Here is a 20,385-nt window from a genome sequence, read left to right as displayed (position 1 = left end):
ATTTCATTGAATTCAGCTTCAGTTAACCTTATATTTAAAGCCTTGGCAAATTTTCAAGCAAGCATACGATTATGAAAAAAGGAATTCATCCAGATTATAAAGAAATTACGGTATTGATGAGCGATGGTACCGAAATTAAAACCCGCAGCACCATGGATGCTAAAGATGGCGTTTATCGCAGCGAGGTTGATTCTAAAAACCATCCGTTCTATACCAAAAGCAATACTTTTACTTCCACTGCCGGACGTGTTGACCGCTTTAAGCGCCGATACGGTAAAAGCGAAGACAAGTAAGTTTAGCAAACATTTTATCAAAGGATGTATCTTTATTGATGCATCCTTTTTTTATTTTCGGATATGGAAGTAAACACATTTGAAGTTGGTCCGTTTTTGGAAAACACCTATCTGCTAAGTGAGGGAGAACAGCATCTATTAATAGATCCCGGCTTTTCTACTGAGCCGGAATACCAGAAGTTCAAGAACACATTAAGTGGAGAATTACGCGCAATAGTGCTAACTCATGCCCATGTAGATCATGTATTAGGCCTGAGCCGTGTTCTTCGTGATTTTGAAGTGCCTGTATATCTGTGTAATGAAGATCGTTTTTTATGGGATAACTTTGGAAGTCAGGCACAAATGTTTGGTATCAACCAAGGCGGTTTTGACTTTGAGCCTGAAACTCTTCCGAGTGAAGGTGATTTTAACATTGGGAATTTCACTTTTACCTGTTTATATACTCCAGGGCATGCTCCTGATCATGTTTCTTTATACTTTGAGATAGATGAATTGGTTATAGCGGGAGATGCACTTTTTAAGGAAAGCATAGGTCGCACCGATCTTTACAAAGGAAGTTTTGAGGTACTTGAGAAAAGCATAAAAGAAAAGCTGTACAGCCTTCCCGAAGGTACAATCGTTTACCCGGGACACGGGCCTGTAACAACTATCAAACACGAGAAAAAGCACAATCCCTTTGTTAAATAAGCCCGCCTGCTTAGGTTTTTTTTAGTTTATCGATCATCTTCTGATAGTGATCTGCCTTGTCGCTGTTTTTGTCCATAAGTCTTTCATACATTTTAACAGCCTCTTTTTTTCGGCCCTGCTTACTATGAATTTTAGCAAGCGTCTCTGATACCACATCATCTACATTTTCAGCTTCCTTGCTTAAGTCCGATTCGTCAAAGGGTTCGTCATCTTCAGGAATTTTAATTCGTTTAGATTCTACCTGTTCCAGCATTTCAATCAGGCGATCAAGATCGAGGACAGGAGAGGTTCTTGAGCCCTGTTGTAATTTTATAGTTGAAGAAGTATAAGAGTGATCGGGTATAGCAGCTTTAAATTTTTCAGGATGCACCAGGTAATAATGAAGATGCTCCATTAATGGGCTGCCCGGGGCATAGGTTTTAGCCTTCAAGGCTTCCTTAATAGCTTCATTATTCTTGTTTTGAAGATGATAAAACCAAGAAAGCAGAAAATGTCCTACGGCATCGGGACCACGTTTCTTCAAATGGTTTTGAAGTTTAAGAGTAGCCTTCTCAGGGTCTTCATCAAACTTCTCTACAAAGGAAGAAAGAGATTTAGGTATGTTGAAAGGAAGTTCTTGCATAAAATTTATTAAAGCTCAACAATGATAAAGTGAAGCGGGGTGACAATCAAAGCAAATTACCAATTACTTACCGCATCGTTAAACATATTATTGGCTACTTGTTCTAAAGCCCCGGTGGCCGCAACATTTTCACCTTCTATTGGATCTACAGAAGGATCGTAAGTTGCTCTTCCATTAAAAGAAGAACTCCATTCGGCTTCATCCTTGGCTGTGTACCGGAATGTTGCACGAACTGAAATAGAGACCTCATTCTGGTTAGCTTGTTCATCTCCTCCGATACTAAAAGGACGATTGGAATATGATGTAATGACCCCGTTAAGAATGGCATCGGCATCAGCTTCGTTATTAGCCAACTGCAGTTTACTTTGATTCACAAACCGGTCAATAAGCACTTTATTTAAGCGATTACTTAAATCCCCCAAACCACTATTGGATTGATCCGGGAAAAAAGGAATATAAATGGTGTTCACTCCGGGTGGGATGGATGCACCGGTAAAACTGTAACGGAGACATCCGCCAAACAAAAAACCAACGCACAAAATGATAACAACCCATGCTCTATTCCAGGCCATATTGATCCAGTTTTCTATATAAAGTTCGTTCACTTACCCCGAGGGTTTCGGAGGCTTTTCTTCTGTTCCCGTCAAAACGCTTAAGCGCTTGTTGTATTAAAAACTTTTCAGCCTCTTCGATCGAAGGAATTTCATTGTTTTGGAGGAAGTCGCTTAAATCTGATTCTTCTGAATCATCAACCTCCGGTTCATCCGGCATAGATTGCATTCCTAAAGTAGTATGGTCTCCAAGGTTTACATTAACGCCCGGAACTTCCGTTTTATCAACTTCATCTCGCACTGAAGCCGGTAATGCTTTTAAGTTTTTCGTAGAAAAGGTTGAATACAGGAAATTGGCGAACATTTTCTTTACATCAGCAATATCATTTCTCAATTCAACTAAAGCACGATAGATTAATTCCCTGTCTTTACGGTCAAATTCAGTATTTGAATCAAAAGAATTTTGTTGTCGCCTTGCTTCTTCAGAAACCATTGGAAGGTTGTCGGCACTTCCTTCATGTTGCCTTCCTTTTAAGTATTTTTGAAGTTTCTCTTTATCGATGAATTGAGATTTTTCCAAAACAACCAGCTGCTCTGCTACATTTCTAAGCTCTCGAATATTGCCCGGCCATCGATAGGAAACCAATAATTCTCGCGCTTCATCTGAAAAACCCTTAAAGACAGAATCATATTTCGAAGAGTATTCTTCAACAAATTTTTTGAATATTGGGATAATGTCTTCCTCCCGGTCTCGTAATGGAGGGAGTTTAATCTGAACGGTGTCTAATCTGTAATAAAGGTCCTCACGAAAAGAACCGTCCTTCACCATTTTCCACAAATCCTGATTGGTGGCGGCAATAACACGTACATCCGTTGTTTGAACTTTGCTTGACCCTACACGAAAGAATTCACCGTTTTCAAGTACCCGTAATAGTTTTACCTGAACGTTTTTTGGAGTATCGCCAATTTCATCTAAAAAGATGGTTCCGCCATTCGCTTTCTCAAAATATCCTTCACGGGATACTTCGGCACCGGTAAAAGCTCCTTTTTCATGTCCAAAAAGTTCACTTTCGATGATGCCTTCAGGAATAGCTCCGCAATTTACAATCACCAAGTTATTCCGGCTTCGTTCACTCATGGCATGGATAGCTCGTGCAGTTACATCCTTACCAACACCGCTTTCTCCCTGAAGTGTTACCGTAATGTCAGTTTTTGCCACCTGCATGATTTTATCAATCACTTGACGCATGGCCTCAGAGGTGCCTAACAATCCAAATTGTTCCTGAAATACTTCGCGGTCCATAAAGTTTAAAAATCCAAAGTTAAAGCATAGTATTCCGCCATTATGCAGAAAAGGGAATACAAGCGTTTATTATTCTTACTGTCAGAATGACGTAAGTTAATGATTCTGACCTTAGTAAGTAAACGTAAAGTATGAGGAAATGATTTTTTCTCTATTGCTTTATAAGCTCAACAGCATGCTCAACAGGAATTGCCCGGGTTTCTTTAAAGCTGGACAGTACAAGATTCGACCGGGTTTTACTGACTCCTTCCCAAGCTTGAATGCGGGATAGCAGGCTCTCGAAAGATCCTGTGTTCTTTGTTCGAACCTTTAAAAAATGAGAGCCGTCTCCGGTTATAGAGTGACATTCCAATATCTCAACTTCTTCGGCAGCTTTCTCTACAAAATTCTGATAGTTTTCAGAACCATCAACTTGTACAAAAATAAAGGCAGTGATATCAAAATGAAATTTCTTGCTGTTTAAAATAGCTTTGTAACCCTCTATCAATCCACGCTCTTCCAATTTCTTCATTCGCTCTGATACCGAGGGTACTGAAAGATTGACGATTTCAGCAATGGTATTCCGCTGAGCACGCCCATGTTCCTGCAGGTGATTTAAAATAGCGAGATCGGTTTCATCTAATAATTGACTCATGATAGTTACTTAATTGCCTAAAAATTCTTTGAAGGAAGGATGATAACCTTAATTATTTAGGTAGTCAATTAAAAAAGCGCTTCCATCAAATTTGTTTGGTTAATGGTTTTTTGATTAAAAAAGGTATAACAAAAACAGTAATACCTCTTATCTTTGGGCTTCAAATCATACCTAACAGAATACTGAATAGCATGCTCGATATTAACTTCATCAGGGAAAACCGTGAACAGGTAGAAAAAGCGATAAGAGATAAAGGCGAGAAAGATATCTCTGTAGTTGAAAAAGTAATCTCTGTAGATGAAACCTGGAGAACTAAAGTTCATGAAGGCGATCTTCTTCGAAGTGAAAGTAACACTAAGTCGAGCAAGATAGGTGAGCTGATGGGCAAAGGACAAAAAGAAGAAGCTCAGGCTATTATCAAAGAAACCTCTGCCATGAAAGAGCAGATTAAGGAAATAGAAGAAGAGGTGAAAAAGTTACGGGATGATCGAGAAAATTTACTCTTGAGGATTCCTAATATTCCTCATCCAAGTGTACCTGTTGGAGCAACTGAAGATGAAAATGAAACCTTTAAAACCTGGGGTGAGCCGGATGAAAGTGAATGGAGAAAACCTCACTGGGAGCTGACTGAACGCCATGGCTGGATTGACTTTGAACGAGGAGTAAAAGTTACCGGGGCAGGGTTTCCTTTTTATGTAGGACCGGTAGCCCAGCTACAACGTTCCCTGATCAACTACTTTATAAATGAGGCTGCAAATGCGGGTTATACCGAACTGCAGGCCCCTTATTTTGTGAATGAAAATTCTGCCAGAGGTACGGGGCAAATTCCGGATAAGGAAGACATGATGTATGTAATTCCACGGGATGAATTTTTTGTAATTCCGACCGCAGAAGTCCCTGTGACTAATTTTCACCGGGATGAAATTCTTGAGGACAAAGAGGTTCCTAAAAAATATGTGTGTTATACTCCTTGTTGGAGAAGGGAAGCGGGTTCGTATGGAAAAGATGTAAGGGGTCTCAACCGGCTGCATCAATTTGATAAGGTTGAATTGGTTAAAATTGTAAAGCCGGAAGATTCTTACGATGAATTGGAAAGCTTGCGTGAACATTCTGAGGGATTACTTGAAGCTCTTGAACTTCCCTATCGAACACTGCTGATGTGTACCGGTGATATGGGTTTTACTCAAAGTAAAAAATATGACCTTGAAGTATGGAGCCCCGGACAACAACGATGGCTGGAAGTTAGCTCATGTTCGAATTTTGAAAGTTTTCAGGCTCGCAGAATGCAGCTTCGCTATAGAAAAAGAGAGAAAGAAATTGAGATTCTTCACACATTAAATGGTTCCGGCCTTGCACTTCCTCGTATTGTATCGGCAATTTTGGAAGCATATCAAGAAGAAAATGGCAAAGTTAGGGTCCCGGAAGTACTGAAACCGTTTTTTGGGCGGGATTATTTATAGCAACGACACCGTGTAAAACGTAGCAGGGACGCAAGATTTTGCGTTCCTGAGTTTTACACGTACATCAATTGTTACGTTTCGAAAGCCAAATGATTCCCCAAATTAATCCTACCAAGGCAAGGGCAATTCCAAAACCACCTAAGAATGCATAAAGCAGGTAGGGAACCATCACACTGATTACAATTCCGGTAATGGCTTTTAAGGGAGAAGCTGCAATAGCTGAAACACTGAGGAATGATTTAAAAACTCGGGATAGTCGTGCTAACATAACAAATGATTTTGTTGATTTAGATATGGCTACGAGTAAAGCTGACAAAAGATGCACCATTACTGGTACTTAAACGGCTCACGCTACTGCATGAATTTCTGTTTCATCAAAATTAAGCAGTATTTCCAGGATTGGATCCATTTCATCGTGTTCCATTAACTGCATTCGGAGCTTTTTACCATTTCGTATACCTTTTAAATACTGCCCGTAATGCTTTTTCATAATAATAACTCCGTATCGTTCTCCCTGATGCTTTACTGAAAGGCGAAGCTGTTCTGCACACAATTCAATCCGTTCTTGTACTGTAGGGTCGGGTAGCAGTTCGCCGGTTTCAAGATAGTGCCGGCTTCGCTCAAATATCCATGGATTTCCAATGGCGCCGCGGCCAATCATTACCCCGTCTACACCGGTTTCTTCAAACATTTTTTTAGCTAATTCAGGTGAGGTAACATCTCCATTCCCGATAATGGGAATTTCAAGGCCGGGTGTATTTTTAAGTTTTTTTAGCCATTCCCATCGAGCATCTCCTTTATATTTTTGGGCTCTTGTTCGGGCATGTACGGTTAAGGCTTTTACCCCAAGTTTTTGAAGCATCAAAGCAACTTCCTGAATTTTGATGGTATTATCATCCCAGCCAAGTCGGGTTTTTACAGTCACAGGTTTATTCTTAACGGCGTCAACTACTGTACCTGCCATTCGCTCCATCATGCTCAAATCCTTAAGGCATCCTGCCCCGGCTCCTTTTTTGACCACTTTGTAAACCGGGCAGCCGAAATTGATATCCACTAAATCGGGATTGTTGTTTTCGGCTACTTTTGCAGCTCCTTCCATTGCTTCTTCCCGCCCTCCAAAGATTTGAATACCAAAAGGGCGTTCCATTTCATCAAAATCCATTTTGTGCATGGCTATATCAGAGTCCCTAATCAAAGCCTCGGAGCTGATAAATTCCGTAAAAACAATATCTGCACCTTTAGCACGACAAATTTGCCGGAATGGAGAATCAGTTACGTCTTCCATTGGAGCAAGAAAGAGAGGCTGATTTGGTAATTGAATGGAACCGATGTTCATCAGTGAAATAAATTTAAATGTTTATCTGAAACTTAAAAGTTAAGGTTTTTTTGGAAGGATTAACATGTTTTTAGTTTCGCCTTACAGATTGATAGAAAGCAGATTTTAATGGAACAAAGGGTTTCGGTCAGACTAAATAAACCTAAATTATTATTAATAAATAAGAGGTCAGGAAATGACTAAACGATACAGATCGGTATTAATAGTGTGCTTTATTATTACTATTTGCTTAACGAAAACAGGAGTGGCTCAAGAGATTCCTGAAAGAGATTTAATAGATGATTATTTGCAAGTACTTAAGATAAACGGGGCTATTTCACCTGATTCCATCAGGCATTACTCCCTAAATTACAATCAGCTTATGGATACCCTCTCTGTTCATCCATGGAAGGACCGAAATACTTCTTATTTTGGAACCAATTCTTATAAGCACTTGTCTCTGGCTCTTCATGATTTGGAAATGAAGAACTATTGGCAATCTTTGGAGCCTGGAGGAGTTAATGACGGGGCTATTTGGCAGGGCAGAGGATTTACAAATTCTTTAGCCGGTGGTTTTTTTGTGAAATATGGAATTATCTCAGCTTCGATTCGGCCAACTGTTATATATAATCAGAACCGAAGTTTTGAGCTATCGCAATTTGACCCGCCGGTGTCTCGCTCTTCATATGCTTCTCCTTATGGAAACATTGATCAGCCTCAACGATTTGGTGATAATCCATTTTGGCAATTATATCCGGGACAATCTTACCTGAGAGTAGATTATAATGGTTGGGCGGCCGGGCTTTCTACTCAAAATATGTGGTGGGAACCGGCACGACAGAATCCTATTATACTAAGCAACAATGCTCCGGGTTTTCCGCACTATTTTATAAGTATTACCGAGCCCAAGGATATTTATATTGGCGATATAGAAGCCAAACTTTTCTGGGGTAGATTATGGGAATCAGATTATTTTGATGCTAATTCTGAGAATAATAAAAGGTATATCACCGGGGGTAGAATCGCTTTTAGTCCAAAACCGATTCCGGGACTAAAAGTTGGCATCAACAGAGTATTTTATGAAACAATCCCTCCTGAGGGAATTCCTGCAGTAAACTTGCTGAAAATATTTGAAGCGTTTACCAAAATTAAACTCACAGAAAACACTAATCCCGGTGGGAATGATGAGTCCGATCAGCTTCTTTCAATTTTTACTCAATGGAGTTTTCCCAAAAGCGGTTTAGAAGTTTATGGTGAATGGGCGAGGAATGATCATAGCTGGAACTGGCGTGATTTCATCACAGAACCCGAACACACCAGAGCCTATACCCTTGGGCTGCAAAAGGTGTTTTCATTGAGAAACCAACAACTGTTAAGCCTGAATGTAGAGGCTACACAGCTTGAAGCCAGTAATACCACTGAATTCAGAGGCCAGTCATCTTATTACTACCATCACAAAAATATTCAGGGATATACAAACCGCGGGCAAATACTGGGTGCAGCAATAGGTCCGGGCTCCAACAGCCTTTATATGGGAGGCTCACTTTATTTTAAAAATGGGAGGGTAGAGCTTTGGGGACAACGAGTGGCCCTAAATAATGATTTTTTGTACAGAAATCATGAGGAGATTGGTACTTTAAATAATCGGATTCATAAATACTGGTTACACAATATTGAAATGAGGTTTGGCAGTGGAGTAACCTATTTCTATAAAAAATTTGAGGCTGGTCTTGACATGACGTTACGAAAAGAATTAAATGATGATTATTTATATAAAAATGACCAAACCCATCTTGGTATCAATATCTCAATTCGTTATCGGCTTGGGTCACTTCGGTAAATTATTTGTTGGTATTTGTGTCAGCCTAAAAGAAAAAAGCCCGGTTTTTCAACCGGGCTTTTAAGTTAGGTCTTGGACTTGTTTGTTAGCTTTGGGGTTAGTTCTCGGATAAGGTTATGGTTCCGAGATTATTTTCTTCACCTGCATTCACTTGAATATCTGCAAGAGTGGTATCATTATAAGCATCATTGGCAGGCTGGATATTTAAATCATAACTACCCACATTAAGCCCGACAAGGGTGAAAGCACCTTCACTATCTGGCTGGGTGGAGGAAGTATCAGTTCCCATAATGGCATAAACGGTTGCCTCAGCATCCAATGGTTCCACATTACCAGCAATACTACCGGTTTCCATATCTTCACCACCGGAGATAAACGCTTTTAGTACAGGTTTTAAGATATATTTGCCGCTTTTACCGGCTTTGTGAACAGATCTGGCAGCGTCAAAATCAATGGTTACATCTAAGTCATCACCGGATTCCAGGTCAGTTTTAAATTTTATCTTATAACCTGACTCTTGTCCACTTGGAACTTTAAGGTGATGTGTTTCGCCATTAATCACAACGTCGTTATCATCACCCAGAATTAGTCTTAGTTCTTTATAATGACCAGGGTCTAAATCTGCTGATGCTATTAGTGAGTCAATACCGTTAGTGAGTTCCAGCAAGTTCAAACGTATTGGATCCAATGGAAGGTCAATCCACTTTCCGTCTGAGTTTGTTGTATCGGAAGTAACTGTATCAGAGCTTTGTGGAGTATAATGGATCCGAAGGCCCTGTACATCCACGTTTACTTCATCATAGCTTGCCGGTGCATCGGTAAGATGAAAATCCATATGCCCTTTATCGGCTTTTGAACCACTAAAATTTAGATCGCTGCACGAAGCTATAAGGACAGCTATAAGTCCAAATGCCAGCACGTTCTTAAATCCACTGTAGAATAGTTTGAAGAGTCTTGACTTATTATTCATAGTATTACTTTTTTGATTGGGGGGTTATAAACTGTTTTACTCTTGATATTTTGCGCTATTATAATGCGTAAGCATTCTTTATAAAATAATTTGGATGCGAATGTTCCCATTGTTCTCAAAATTTAATCTTTACAATTAGTCATGTTGTGAAATTCTCAGATTTCTGGTTGTGTAAAATTTTGTGAGCAGTAGATTTTTTTCCATTATTCTGTGTTTATTGCAGTGAATCCTTAACTAAATGGGAGAATTAGAACTATGGGAAAATTGATAGCTGTTTTACTGTCGGTTTTGTTAGCAACTACTTTTTTTATTGGCAGTGATGAAATTCTAAATAAAGCCGATATCCAAATTCAGGAATGGGAAGTGCCGTGGGAAGAGAGTCGTCCCAGGGATCCATACGTAGCACCGGATGGGGATATATGGTTTGTGGGACAACGCTCACATTATGTAGCTGAATTCATCCCTGAGACAGAAGAATTCAGGAAAATTGATCTTGAAGATGGAGCCGGCCCGCATACTGTTGTAGTGGATGATATGGGTAATCCGTGGTATGCCGGAAACAGAGCTAATCATATTGGAAAAATAAATCCGGAGACCGGGGAAATCACCAAATATATGATGCCGGAGGATAACAGTGCCCGGGATCCTCATACTATGACTTTTGATGAAATTGGCAATATTTGGTTTACCAGCCAGGGGGCAAATTCCATCGGTTATTTTGATGTGGAAACCGAGCAGGAGAAAATTCTTGAGGTTCCTACTCCTCGTGCCCGGCCGTATGGAATCATTATGGATAAAGATATGGTTACGCCGTGGATTGTTCTTTTTGGAACGAATAAATTGGCCACGGTGAATCCTCAAACCATGAAACTCCGTGAGATTGAACTTCCGAATGAAGAAACCCGCCCTCGCCGGTTGGCTCAAACATCTGACGGTATGATTTGGTACGGAGATTATTCCAGAGGTTATATCGGTAGTTATAACCCTAATAACGGAGAAACCAATGAATGGGAACTTCCTTCAGGAGAATCATCACGGCCTTACGCTGTGACGGTAGACGACAAGGATCGTGTTTGGTTGGTAGAGACCGGAGTAGACCCCAATATGTTTGTTGGTTTTGATACTAATTCCAAAGAATTTGTTGCATCTGAAGCTGTGCCAAGTGGCGGAGGAACGGTAAGGCATATGGTTTTTGATGAAGCAACCAATTCAATTTGGTTCGGAACCGACACAAACTACCTTGGAAGAGCCCAACTTGATTAATGGGTAGCATGTTTAGCGCCATTCAAAAATTGATATTAATACCGGCGCTTGCTTTTAGCGTCGGTTATTTATTCGCTCAGAGCGAACATCAAAGAGCTTATAATTCTGATGATTATCCTGAACACTTGGCAGGTGCATTTACCGGTGGGTTTAACGAACAAACGTGCCAAAGTTGCCATTTTGATTATGATTTGAACAAGGGGGAGGGGCGTTTCTCTGTCTCGGGAATTCCGAATAAAATTCAACCCGGCAAAGCTTATAAATTTGAAATTATAGTAGAAAGGGAAGATTTGGGGAAAGCCGGATTCCAGCTCTCATCAAGAGTCCGGGATGGAAGGCAAGCAGGAGTGTTTGAGATTTCGGAAAATGAACGGCTTATGTTTACTGAACAGGTTCCGGATTCACTTCAATATGTACAGCATTCTACTTCGGGAACTGTACCGACGGAAACCGGTAAAAACCGTTGGGTAGTTAAATGGCATGCACCCGAATTTATTGAAGATTCTATTTATTTTAATATTGCTGCCAATGCTGCAAACGGAGATCAATCTGAGTTTGGAGATTGGATTTATGCGAAAGAGTATGTGGTGCCGGGAGAGTGAGTACTGAATCAAAGTTTAAAAACACCTCTGAAGTTTCCTGGCCTAGTTTGATTTGTTAAAACCTGTTCTTACCATTTCTCCCCAAGCAGTTTTTTTACGGAACTTTTCCCAATTTCCTTTTAATGCCGCATATACTGTAAAGGGGTGAAAGAAAAAAGGTTCCAATAAGGCTGCTAAAAAAAGCTTTGAAAAATCTGCAAGCCTGGAGTATTTATGAAAAGTAAATTCTTCGGTCAATAAAGCGAGGGAAGAAATCATCACGGCAAAAGTGTAAACAAACAACAAAAGAAGGAAAAATATATTCCAGGAGATCATCCCCATAACGATTAAATATATAGTGATGATTATCCCGGTTACTTCAATAATGGGAGCCAGGTATTCAAATAAAAACCAGTATGGGATACTTACCATCCCCAACAGTTTATATTTGGGATTGAAAAACATTTTTCGATGTTTCCACAGCGTCTCCATGGTACCTCGTGTCCATCGACTTCTTTGCCTTCGGAGTACTGGGATGGTTTCCGGTGCTTCTGTCCAGCATAATGGATCGGGAATCAGTTTTACGGTATAAGCTCTTTTCGTTTCTATCATATACCGTCTCATTCGAACGATCAGTTCCATATCCTCACCAACAGTATTCGGATCATACCCACCTGCTTCAAGGGCGATTTTTTTATCGAACATACCCACTGCACCGCTTATCAAAAGGAGGCCATCCATTTTAGACCAACCCATACGCCCTAATAAAAAGGCTCTTAGGTATTCTAAAACTTGTGTTCTGGGCAAGAATTTTTTTGGTGCTTTTATTTCCACGAGTCTGCCGCCTTTTACAATACAGGAGTTTGCGATGCGGACTACCCCGCCGGCTGCGATTACCCGATTTTCTTCTTGTTGCATAAACGGTTTGGCCATTTTCAGCAATGCATCTTTATCCATTATGCAATCCACATCTATACAAACTACATAATCATTTTTTGCAGCATTTAGCCCTGCATTAAGGGCATCGGCTTTGCCTCCATTTTCTTTGTTAATGATGACAAGAGATGAAAAAGCCGGGTTGGAAGAATGATATACTTCTCTGATTTTTTCTGTAGGAATTACATGCTGATAATCAGCTTCAGTTTTCTTCAACTTGTAAGCTTCATTTAATAGCTTCATAGTGTCATCTGTGCTGCCGTCATTTACAACAATAACTTCAAAATTTGGATAGTTCAGCGAAAGCAGAGACTGTATATTTTCTTTAATGGTGTTAGCCTCGTTATAAGCCGGGGCTATGACAGATATTTTCGGTGAAATAGCTGAAGACATAAGCACTTCATAATTGATGGACTTGTTCTCCTTCAGGTAGTTTCTCAGAGCACTGATCGAAATGCTTGCCAACAGTACATAAGAACTCATTATCAGCACCACAAAAATCAGCACGAACAGGTTAAAAAGTTCCATGAAGTCCATTTCGTTAACTATTCTTTAATTCGTGTTTCAAGTAATTGTAAGTGTTTTTGAATTTCCTGCTGTATTCTATCTGATGAAAGGGGTTCCTGTACATTGCTGATAGCTTTTTGGTATCCGGGCAAACTAAAGTAGCGTATAAGTCGGAGCCCTAACAACACCATAGATGGGTTTTTGTGCTGTAACAGAAAGTTGAGATCTGTGAAATTAGTGGAATCGGTTTCTTCAATGGCCATAAGGATATGTGACAGCGTCCAGTCATCTATAAACTCGGTAAATTTTTGGAGGCTTTTTAGGCCTTCAATCCCTTTCAGTTTTATAATTCCTACAAATGCAGCCTGTTTCACAAGCTGATGTTTTGAGAAGCAAAGCGATACAATATCCGGGACAGCATCATCTTGATTCATTTCACTGAGTTCTCTGATTCCCTGGCATTTTTTATACCATGCATTCGAATTCAGCTTCTGTATCGAATACTTTTTAAGAGCTGATGTTTGATAGAATTTTTTCAGTCTTTCTGCAATATCGCCACTAAACTGTTGATGCATGCTAAAGGAGGACCTGATAAGCATTTTCATAAAAATATTTTTTTTATGATAACGGGTATACATCCTGTGATTGAGAAGTTCATTAATTGGGGTATCATTAAACATCACATCAAATAATAGCTCCTCAACAATAGGCTCGAATCTTTCCTCCAGCTTTAAGCGGCGATTAGTCATAAACCGGCTGAGAAATAGTGCTATGAGAAAAACTAAAGTCAAAAACACAAAAAGAGCGATACTGCTTAAAAGAAACAGTTCAATCTGCAAGCCTTCCTCAATGTAATATTTAAATAAATCCATGGTTTACTTAAATCAAAACCGTTTAACGAATATTACTTGGGAATTCAATCGGTTTCGGAAGTTTTTAGGGGTATATTCTTCATGTTCATACATTATATTAAACTTAACGAGAAGATGTCTGGAAGCTCTGAACTGGGATTGCAGGCCAATACGTTTTGATGAAATTCGGTCAAAATCATCATTAAAGAACAAGAAATAAGGAGCTGTTCCGTATTGCAAGTCAAGCTGAAGAAAAGCTTCCTTAATATGCCATTTTTTTCGGAGAGCTAAAGTATGAGTAGTGAATAAGTCTTTGTTTTGGGATACGAAAAAGGGCCTGTACTGCACCTTATAGTCGCCAAAGGTTTTCCCGAGGTGGGTAGTTAAAATGGGAATGGTTTCTTCGGAGAACTTCAAAATACGGCCACCGGAAGAAAGGCTTAGACCATTACCAAACTCGTAAAAATATTCTAAACCACCCCGAAAAGAAGGAAATATTGTATGATTTGGTGCAAAGCCAAGATTCGCATATAAATAGGAAGAACGATTGATTACAGGATATAAATCCATATCAAATTGTATATCATTACGCCCAAAAATATTGGCATAACTGAGACGGTATTCAGTTGGTATCTTCTCCCAGTTTCTTGTGTATGAAATGCTGCCCAAATGCCATGGATCAAAATCATCAGAAGGGAAGAACGTATTGGAATAAGAAAGGTTGATTTTGTTTTTTTGTTTTTTCAGTAAAATAGTTTCAGTTGCTTCTAAACCTGACTTATTTGGACTATCTTTTTTTAGGCTTTCAACTAATGCCAGGCCTTTTTTTACAGCCCCGGTCTGTTCATAGGCTTTGAGCATTATAAGTTGGTATTCAAACTCTTTATCAGGAAATCGTTGAATCCCGGTTTTGGCATATTTGATAGTCTCTTTGTATTCGCCGGACCATAGAAGGGTATTTAATAAACTTGAGAAAGCGGCTTCATTTTCGGGGTAATTCTCAATTATTGGTAAAAGGATTGATTTAGAATTTTCATACTGTTCTGCCCAAGAGAAAATGCGCCCCAATTGAATTTTATAATCCAGGTTTTCAGGATAATCCGAGATCAGTGATTTTATCTCTTTGATGGCTTCCTGATATTTGCCTTCACTGCTAAGTAATTGAACGTTATTAAAGCGCTCGTTTGGTGTTTGTTGAGCATAGATAAGCGGAGATAAAAGTCCGGCGAAAAGAAAAAAACATAGAAGCAAAAGTGATTTATACATTAAGTAGTTTTTTTATTCTCGCCTTTAATACGTGTGGACTGAATGGTTTTGAGATAAACTCGCTGGCTCCGAGTTCGAATGCTTCCAACTCCGACTTTTCAACTCCGGACGCTGTTAACACAATGATCGGCATATCCTTTTTCAGTACATCCCTGATAGTATGGATGAGCTCCAATCCACCGGATTCAGGCATATTTAGATCGGTAATTACTAATTCAATCTGATGTGATTCAACCGCCTGTAAAGCTTCTTTCCCATTTGTAACCTCCAGTACCTGAAATCCCTCATCTTTCAGGTAAAATGCCAGCGATTTTCTCATCAAGTCATTATCCTCAGCTATCAAAACTTTCATTTTTTTATTCACCAGGGATCCTCTTTATAGAAATTGAAATTTCCATTGATTACAATTTACATTAAAAATTTTTAATATAATAAATAGTATAGCGAGGCTTTTACAGGCTCTTTTCCATTTGTTTTATGACTTTAACCGTTTCTTTTTTTAGCTGAAGCAGTATTTTTTGGATTTCCTTTTTTGATTGCTGTTTTGGATTTTTAGCTATTTGTTCAAGGTTTAAAATTAATTCTTTCTTCCCAAATCCTATGAGAAGATAACTTGACTTTAGACTATGGGTAATGGTTCGGATTAGCTCATAATTTCCATTCTGTACTGCATTGTCCAAATTATTTAATTGAATTGAAGTCTGTTCAATAAAAAGCTCGATCAATTCATTTAGCAAACTTTTATCACCATGAGTTAAGGCCTCTAATTCAGCGAGATCAAAATCACCGGCAGTTGATTTATTTGTCATAGTTTTTAAGGTAAATAGTCGCAAGGTTAGCCGAAATTTTATAATAACGGCTGTATTTTGCATATCATTTTCATCAATGGTGTTTCTGGATAAACAGTAAATGACAAGATGCTAAATAAAGATATAAAATTCAGATTCGTTAACAGAGTAACCACTTATAGACGTTCAGGTATTTTGAATATTGGAATAAAAAAGCCGTGAAGACAGTTACTCCACGGCCTAGAATGGTTTTCAATTTTTGAATAAGTCAATAATGTCTATGTCACTTTGATTTTTTTGGCGGCTTTTTCCTTCACTTTAGGTATAGTTACATTAAGCACGCCATTTTCGTACTTGGCTGAGATTTTCTCTTGATCGATCACATCACTTGGTAACGGCAGTGATCGGTTAAATTTACCGAACCGGCTTTCGATACGATGGTACCGACGTCCATTTTCTTCTTGTTCCATCTTTCTCTCGCCGCTTATAGTCAGCATACCGGCATTAAAGCTGATTTCGATATCATCTTTATTCATACCGGGCAATGCAGCAGATACTTCAAATTCTTTGTCCGTTTCATAAACATTTAACTCAGGGACAAAGGTTGAAGAACTTGTTCGCGGCCAATTCAGTGCATCTTCAAAGACTTCATCAATCCAATTAGATATTTTTAGAGGTGAAGTACTTGTATTGTCGTTCCAAAGTGTTGGTGTATTTGTGTTTGTTCGCATCAACATAGGTTTATCCTCCTTTTAAATAGTTTTAATTTAAAGATCATAGGGTTCTACCCATTGTCGACACTTATGTGCGACACTTTAATAATCACAAATCTTGTGCCAATTCAGGATTTCAAAAAGAGAAACTGACAATTTTTAAGTCAGTGAATTACAAAATGACAAACGAGTTTGTAAAAGCGACATATGGAGAAAAAATATCCTGTCTGCTTCATTTTTATGCTTTTGACAGGTTGATTAATTATTGCCATAACCTCATAAAACATCTTTGGTGATTTTAATTGTCCTTGATAATCAAAAATATAAGATACAATGGTCAGCCCACCGGCTATGATATATTGAGTATTTTAGGAAGCCTAACTAAATGTAAAAGTGATTAAAAAAAAACGATATAAGATAGTATGGTTGCAATAAATTGTTTTATTAAATGGGCTTGGTACCAAGCCTGGTTTTTATTTATTGCAGTGTTGTTGAAAAATAAAATTAATCCAGCGAATACTTTTAATAGTCACCGAAGTAGCGGGGCTTGAATAATAATTTTTAGTTATAAACCTTATGAAACACTTTCAAACTCTCTTTGCGATATTTGCAGTTGTTCTGCTCTCTCTTTTTTTGATACCCGATGATCTGAAAGCTCAAAATACTTCCTCTGCTACTCAAATTGATACAACCCTTTTTAATAATATGCAGTTTCGGCCAGTTGGACCTACCCGGGGCGGACGAGTAACTGCCGTAGAAGGCCATCAAGCACATCCCTATACATTTTATATGGGAGCTGCCGGTGCCGGCGGAGTTTGGCGTACTACCAACTATGGATCAGATTGGACTAATATTACGGATGATGCTGATTTCAAAAGTACATCCATCGGAGCTATAGAAATAGCAGAATCTGATACAAACGTTATTTATGTAGGTACAGGCAGTGATGGTATTCGTGCAAATGTGACAATCGGACGCGGAATTTATAAAACTACCGATGCAGGAGAAACATGGAAAAACCTGGGACTCGAGGAAGGTGGACAGATTGGGGCCGTCAAAGTCCATCCGGAAAAACCTGACTTGGTGTACGTTGCTGCGCTCGGGCATCCCTTTGGTAAAAATGAGCAACGGGGTGTCTTCCGTTCCCAAAACGGGGGTGAGACATGGGAAAACGTACTTTTTGTGTCCGATTCGACGGGCGCTATTGATCTGGAGCTAAATCCCGAGAACCCGGATGAAATTTATGCGGTTATGTGGCGCGCTGAACGTAAGCCATGGACCATCATCAGTGGGGCTGATAAAGAAAATGGACTCTACAAATCCACCAATGGCGGTGACAGCTGGACTAAGCTTGAAAACGGACTCCCAGGTGGGCTGACTGGTAAAATGGATCTGGCCGTTACTCCTGCTGATCCGGACAGGATCTACCTGTTGGTGGAAGCTCCCGGTGATGAGCAAGGCTTATATCGCTCCAATGATCGTGGAGAAAGCTGGGAACAAACCTCCAATAAGGAAGAAATTATGAGCCGGCCATTTTATTTCACTAACATCACAGCCCATCCGAAAAACCCCGATATGGTGTATGTGGGGAACGTGCGTTACTGGGTATCTACCGATGGCGGCGAAACATTTGAACGACGCCCGGTAACTCATGCAGATGTTCATGATCTGTGGATTAACCCTGATAATCCCAAAATACAGGTTCAGGGAAATGATGGAGGTGCTACGGTAACCCTTGATGGAGGAAAAACATGGTCCACTCAGCTAAATCAACCTACTGCTGAACTATATCAGATTCATGTGGACAATCAGTTGCCCTACTGGTTGTATGCGGGACAGCAAGACAATACGACCATCTCCGTACCTAGCTTGCCTCCGGCAGAAAGTGCTGAAAATGCTCAGGGGCTTTGGAATATGGCTGGTGGCTGTGAGACAGGTCCGGCCGTGCCGCAACCTAACAATCCCTCGATTGTATTTTCTAATTGTAAAGGTCGGTTTGGACAATACAGTACTATTACCGGCCAGCAAAGAAATTACTATGTGGGGGCACAAAATATGTACGGGCAGAACCCTAAAAATCTTAAATATAGATTCCAGCGGGTAGTTCCTATTGAGATTTCTCCACATGACTCAAGTGTTGTCTATAATGCATCACAATATATTCACCGTACTACCAACGGCGGGCAAAGCTGGGAACAGATCAGCCCGGACCTAACGGCCTTCAAAGATCAGTTCCAGGTAGCATCGGGTACCCCCATAACTAGAGATATTACCGGAGAAGAGCATTATAGCACGTTATATGTAGTACAGGTATCTCCACACAACAAGGATGTAATTTGGACCGGTGCCAATGATGGTCCGGTACATGTAACAACAGATGGTGGTGAAAACTGGACGGATGTAACACCGGAGGGACTGCCGCCCAATGGACGTGTGGATGGAATTGATCCATCGCCACATACTCCGGGAACTGCCTATGTAGCCGTGCAGCGTCGCCTGCTTGATGACTTTAAACCATATATCTATCGTACTACTGATTTTGGGAAAAACTGGACTCTCCTTACAGATGGAAATGGCATACCCGAAGACAACCCCGTACGGGTAGTTCGAGAGGATCCAAATCGTAAGGGAATGCTATATGCCGGGACGGATTGGGGATTGTATTTTTCTCTCGATGATGGCAAGCAATGGCAGCAATTGAAACAGGGCCTCCCGCAAACAACCATAACGGATATCAAGATAAAAAATGAAGATCTTGTGGTGTCTACTATGGGGCGTAGCTTTTGGATCCTCGATAATCTAACTCCATTGTATCAATATGATATCGATATGGCTCGTGTTGACCAACATCTTTTTGAGCCCCGTGACACTTACCGTATGCGCTACCGCGGTGGTGGGGGATCTGATGTTCCTCAATTTCCTGAGGCTGGAGTTATGATTGATTTCTATCTTTCAGATATTTCCAAAGAAGAAATTACGATGGATATCATGAAAGAAGATGGAACTGTTATCCGTCGTTTTATAGGAACTTCCGCGGCAGATACTAATCTAACGCAACTAGCCAATGATAAACCCATAACAGAAAGTGTGGCTAAAATCGGAGAGCCGGATTCTATTAATGTAGAGCAAGGGCATAACCGGTTTATCTGGGATATGCGTCACCCCGGAAGCACCACACTTTCATCAGACGGGACTACTTATTTTGGTCCCTATAGAGGGCCAATGGTTCCCCCGGGAGATTATCAGATTCGTTTGTCGGCCGGTGATTGGAAGGAGGTAAAAGACTTTAAACTAATGATGGATCCTCGGCTTTCATTCATTGGTATATCTGAGGAAGACCTGCTGGCGCAGGAGGAATTGAATCTTAAAATTCGTGATGCAATTGGGCAGGCAAAAAAAGTAGCTGCTCAGATTGATACTCTTCGCAACGAACTACTTATACAGGAAAATGTTGATCACTCAGTATCGCTAGATAAGGTCAATGAGCTATTCAGTCGCCTTGTCACTTCTGAGGTGGGAAGCTACCAGAAGCCGGTACTTATAGATCAGATGGAGTATCTATATCGCATGACTACTTCTGCTGATCAACGACCGGGAGATGATGCCTATGAAAGATTTGATGAACTTAATAATAGGCTTCAAGAAATACTTTGGGGATGGGATCAAATGCAAAACGCCTTGGAGAGTCAATAACCTTTTTAGTTATATCTCATAGTATTTATGTTGACGGACTCACTATGGATTAATTTTTCGATGGCTACAATTTTGATGTTGTAAAGATCTCTTTAAGCTGAAACTATCATTT

Annotated in this window: 20 protein-coding genes; 7 read left to right on the top strand and 13 right to left on the bottom strand. The window is 39.9% G+C overall.

The window, feature by feature from the left end:
• Window positions 1-71: 71 nt before the first annotated feature.
• The gene (gene rpmE, locus HUJ22_RS07370) at window positions 72-293 is read left to right on the top strand and encodes a 50S ribosomal protein L31 (protein ID WP_290875752.1); all 222 of its coding nucleotides are present in this window, start codon (window positions 72-74) and stop codon (window positions 291-293) included.
• Between the two features lie 63 nt (window positions 294-356).
• On the top strand, window positions 357-980 hold the full coding sequence (locus HUJ22_RS07365; protein ID WP_290875750.1) for an MBL fold metallo-hydrolase: 624 nt from the start codon (window positions 357-359) through the stop codon (window positions 978-980).
• A 10-nt stretch (window positions 981-990) separates the two neighbouring features.
• Here the strand turns inward: HUJ22_RS07365 and HUJ22_RS07360 are convergent, their stop codons facing one another.
• From HUJ22_RS07360 to HUJ22_RS07345, 4 genes are all read right to left on the bottom strand, one after another.
• Window positions 991-1,602: a tetratricopeptide repeat protein gene (locus tag HUJ22_RS07360; protein WP_290875747.1), complete on the bottom strand. Its 612-nt coding sequence runs from the start codon at window positions 1,600-1,602 to the stop codon at window positions 991-993.
• Between the two features lie 56 nt (window positions 1,603-1,658).
• Window positions 1,659-2,174 (bottom strand): LptE family protein, encoded by a 516-nt coding sequence (locus tag HUJ22_RS07355; RefSeq protein ID WP_290875744.1) that lies wholly within the window; start codon window positions 2,172-2,174, stop codon window positions 1,659-1,661.
• Entirely contained in the window at window positions 2,161-3,456 is a 1,296-nt protein-coding gene (locus HUJ22_RS07350; protein WP_290875741.1) for a sigma-54 dependent transcriptional regulator, read from the bottom strand. The genes HUJ22_RS07355 and HUJ22_RS07350 overlap by 14 nt, the downstream gene beginning before the upstream one ends.
• Before the next feature lie 151 nt (window positions 3,457-3,607).
• Entirely contained in the window at window positions 3,608-4,090 is a 483-nt protein-coding gene (locus tag HUJ22_RS07345) for an Lrp/AsnC family transcriptional regulator (RefSeq protein WP_290875739.1), read from the bottom strand.
• Between the two features lie 191 nt (window positions 4,091-4,281).
• Between HUJ22_RS07345 and serS the strand changes: the two genes are divergently transcribed.
• Complete coding sequence (serS, locus tag HUJ22_RS07340; RefSeq protein WP_290875736.1) at window positions 4,282-5,550, top strand: serine--tRNA ligase; 1,269 nt, start codon at window positions 4,282-4,284, stop codon at window positions 5,548-5,550.
• A 64-nt stretch (window positions 5,551-5,614) separates the two neighbouring features.
• Here the strand turns inward: serS and HUJ22_RS07335 are convergent, their stop codons facing one another.
• Window positions 5,615-5,818, bottom strand: a complete 204-nt coding sequence (locus HUJ22_RS07335) for a hypothetical protein (RefSeq protein ID WP_290875734.1) — start codon at window positions 5,816-5,818, stop codon at window positions 5,615-5,617.
• 78 nt (window positions 5,819-5,896) lie between these two features.
• A complete protein-coding gene (dusB, locus tag HUJ22_RS07330) occupies window positions 5,897-6,886 on the bottom strand; it encodes a tRNA dihydrouridine synthase DusB (protein WP_290875731.1) in 990 nt (329 codons plus the stop codon).
• Window positions 6,887-7,061: 175 nt separating this feature from the next.
• Between dusB and HUJ22_RS07325 the strand changes: the two genes are divergently transcribed.
• The gene (locus HUJ22_RS07325) at window positions 7,062-8,705 is read left to right on the top strand and encodes a capsule assembly Wzi family protein (protein WP_290875729.1); all 1,644 of its coding nucleotides are present in this window, start codon (window positions 7,062-7,064) and stop codon (window positions 8,703-8,705) included.
• A 97-nt stretch (window positions 8,706-8,802) separates the two neighbouring features.
• Here the strand turns inward: HUJ22_RS07325 and HUJ22_RS07320 are convergent, their stop codons facing one another.
• Complete coding sequence (locus HUJ22_RS07320) at window positions 8,803-9,675, bottom strand: DUF4382 domain-containing protein (protein WP_290875727.1); 873 nt, start codon at window positions 9,673-9,675, stop codon at window positions 8,803-8,805.
• A gap of 255 nt (window positions 9,676-9,930) precedes the next feature.
• Between HUJ22_RS07320 and HUJ22_RS07315 the strand changes: the two genes are divergently transcribed.
• Entirely contained in the window at window positions 9,931-10,938 is a 1,008-nt protein-coding gene (locus tag HUJ22_RS07315; RefSeq protein WP_290875725.1) for a hypothetical protein, read from the top strand.
• An 8-nt stretch (window positions 10,939-10,946) separates the two neighbouring features.
• Complete coding sequence (locus tag HUJ22_RS07310; RefSeq protein WP_290875723.1) at window positions 10,947-11,540, top strand: choice-of-anchor V domain-containing protein; 594 nt, start codon at window positions 10,947-10,949, stop codon at window positions 11,538-11,540.
• A gap of 42 nt (window positions 11,541-11,582) precedes the next feature.
• Here HUJ22_RS07310 and HUJ22_RS07305 read toward each other — a convergent pair whose 3' ends face one another.
• From HUJ22_RS07305 to HUJ22_RS07280, 6 genes are all read right to left on the bottom strand, one after another.
• A complete protein-coding gene (locus tag HUJ22_RS07305) occupies window positions 11,583-12,983 on the bottom strand; it encodes a glycosyltransferase (protein ID WP_290875721.1) in 1,401 nt (466 codons plus the stop codon).
• Window positions 12,984-13,000: 17 nt separating this feature from the next.
• A complete protein-coding gene (locus tag HUJ22_RS07300; protein ID WP_290875719.1) occupies window positions 13,001-13,834 on the bottom strand; it encodes a hypothetical protein in 834 nt (277 codons plus the stop codon).
• A 12-nt stretch (window positions 13,835-13,846) separates the two neighbouring features.
• Window positions 13,847-15,079 (bottom strand): YaiO family outer membrane beta-barrel protein, encoded by a 1,233-nt coding sequence (locus tag HUJ22_RS07295; RefSeq protein WP_290875717.1) that lies wholly within the window; start codon window positions 15,077-15,079, stop codon window positions 13,847-13,849.
• Window positions 15,072-15,431, bottom strand: coding sequence for a response regulator transcription factor (locus HUJ22_RS07290; RefSeq protein WP_290875715.1), 360 nt, complete (start codon window positions 15,429-15,431; stop codon window positions 15,072-15,074). The genes HUJ22_RS07295 and HUJ22_RS07290 overlap by 8 nt, the downstream gene beginning before the upstream one ends.
• 100 nt (window positions 15,432-15,531) lie before the next feature.
• The gene (locus tag HUJ22_RS07285; RefSeq protein WP_290875713.1) at window positions 15,532-15,888 is read right to left on the bottom strand and encodes a hypothetical protein; all 357 of its coding nucleotides are present in this window, start codon (window positions 15,886-15,888) and stop codon (window positions 15,532-15,534) included.
• A 257-nt stretch (window positions 15,889-16,145) separates the two neighbouring features.
• A complete protein-coding gene (locus HUJ22_RS07280; protein WP_290875711.1) occupies window positions 16,146-16,598 on the bottom strand; it encodes an Hsp20/alpha crystallin family protein in 453 nt (150 codons plus the stop codon).
• Between the two features lie 558 nt (window positions 16,599-17,156).
• On the opposite strand from HUJ22_RS07280, the gene HUJ22_RS07275 reads away from it, so the two are divergent.
• Window positions 17,157-20,273: a hypothetical protein gene (locus HUJ22_RS07275; protein ID WP_290875709.1), complete on the top strand. Its 3,117-nt coding sequence runs from the start codon at window positions 17,157-17,159 to the stop codon at window positions 20,271-20,273.
• The last annotated feature ends 112 nt before the right edge of the window (window positions 20,274-20,385 follow it).

The sequence above is a fragment of the Gracilimonas sp. genome (assembly GCF_014762685.1).
GTDB lineage: Bacteria > Bacteroidota > Rhodothermia > Balneolales > Balneolaceae > Gracilimonas.
This window is presented reverse-complemented; position numbering and strand designations above follow the sequence as displayed.

What these genes read in the sequence shown, in the direction of transcription:
- HUJ22_RS07310 (WP_290875723.1), top strand. Translation starts at nt 10,947, where the DNA reads ATGTTTAGCGCCATTCAAAAATTGATATTAATACCGGCGCTTGCTTTT.
- HUJ22_RS07365 (WP_290875750.1), top strand. Translation starts at nt 357, where the DNA reads ATGGAAGTAAACACATTTGAAGTTGGTCCGTTTTTGGAAAACACCTAT.
- serS (WP_290875736.1), top strand. Translation starts at nt 4,282, where the DNA reads ATGCTCGATATTAACTTCATCAGGGAAAACCGTGAACAGGTAGAAAAA.
- HUJ22_RS07345 (WP_290875739.1), bottom strand. Translation starts at nt 4,090, where the DNA reads ATGAGTCAATTATTAGATGAAACCGATCTCGCTATTTTAAATCACCTG.
- HUJ22_RS07280 (WP_290875711.1), bottom strand. Translation starts at nt 16,598, where the DNA reads ATGCGAACAAACACAAATACACCAACACTTTGGAACGACAATACAAGT.
- HUJ22_RS07360 (WP_290875747.1), bottom strand. Translation starts at nt 1,602, where the DNA reads ATGCAAGAACTTCCTTTCAACATACCTAAATCTCTTTCTTCCTTTGTA.
- HUJ22_RS07335 (WP_290875734.1), bottom strand. Translation starts at nt 5,818, where the DNA reads ATGTTAGCACGACTATCCCGAGTTTTTAAATCATTCCTCAGTGTTTCA.
- rpmE (WP_290875752.1), top strand. Translation starts at nt 72, where the DNA reads ATGAAAAAAGGAATTCATCCAGATTATAAAGAAATTACGGTATTGATG.
- HUJ22_RS07275 (WP_290875709.1), top strand. Translation starts at nt 17,157, where the DNA reads ATGAAACACTTTCAAACTCTCTTTGCGATATTTGCAGTTGTTCTGCTC.
- HUJ22_RS07285 (WP_290875713.1), bottom strand. Translation starts at nt 15,888, where the DNA reads ATGACAAATAAATCAACTGCCGGTGATTTTGATCTCGCTGAATTAGAG.
- dusB (WP_290875731.1), bottom strand. Translation starts at nt 6,886, where the DNA reads ATGAACATCGGTTCCATTCAATTACCAAATCAGCCTCTCTTTCTTGCT.
- HUJ22_RS07290 (WP_290875715.1), bottom strand. Translation starts at nt 15,431, where the DNA reads ATGAAAGTTTTGATAGCTGAGGATAATGACTTGATGAGAAAATCGCTG.
- HUJ22_RS07315 (WP_290875725.1), top strand. Translation starts at nt 9,931, where the DNA reads ATGGGAAAATTGATAGCTGTTTTACTGTCGGTTTTGTTAGCAACTACT.
- HUJ22_RS07355 (WP_290875744.1), bottom strand. Translation starts at nt 2,174, where the DNA reads ATGGCCTGGAATAGAGCATGGGTTGTTATCATTTTGTGCGTTGGTTTT.
- HUJ22_RS07325 (WP_290875729.1), top strand. Translation starts at nt 7,062, where the DNA reads ATGACTAAACGATACAGATCGGTATTAATAGTGTGCTTTATTATTACT.
- HUJ22_RS07320 (WP_290875727.1), bottom strand. Translation starts at nt 9,675, where the DNA reads ATGAATAATAAGTCAAGACTCTTCAAACTATTCTACAGTGGATTTAAG.
- HUJ22_RS07300 (WP_290875719.1), bottom strand. Translation starts at nt 13,834, where the DNA reads ATGGATTTATTTAAATATTACATTGAGGAAGGCTTGCAGATTGAACTG.
- HUJ22_RS07305 (WP_290875721.1), bottom strand. Translation starts at nt 12,983, where the DNA reads ATGGAACTTTTTAACCTGTTCGTGCTGATTTTTGTGGTGCTGATAATG.
- HUJ22_RS07295 (WP_290875717.1), bottom strand. Translation starts at nt 15,079, where the DNA reads ATGTATAAATCACTTTTGCTTCTATGTTTTTTTCTTTTCGCCGGACTT.
- HUJ22_RS07350 (WP_290875741.1), bottom strand. Translation starts at nt 3,456, where the DNA reads ATGGACCGCGAAGTATTTCAGGAACAATTTGGATTGTTAGGCACCTCT.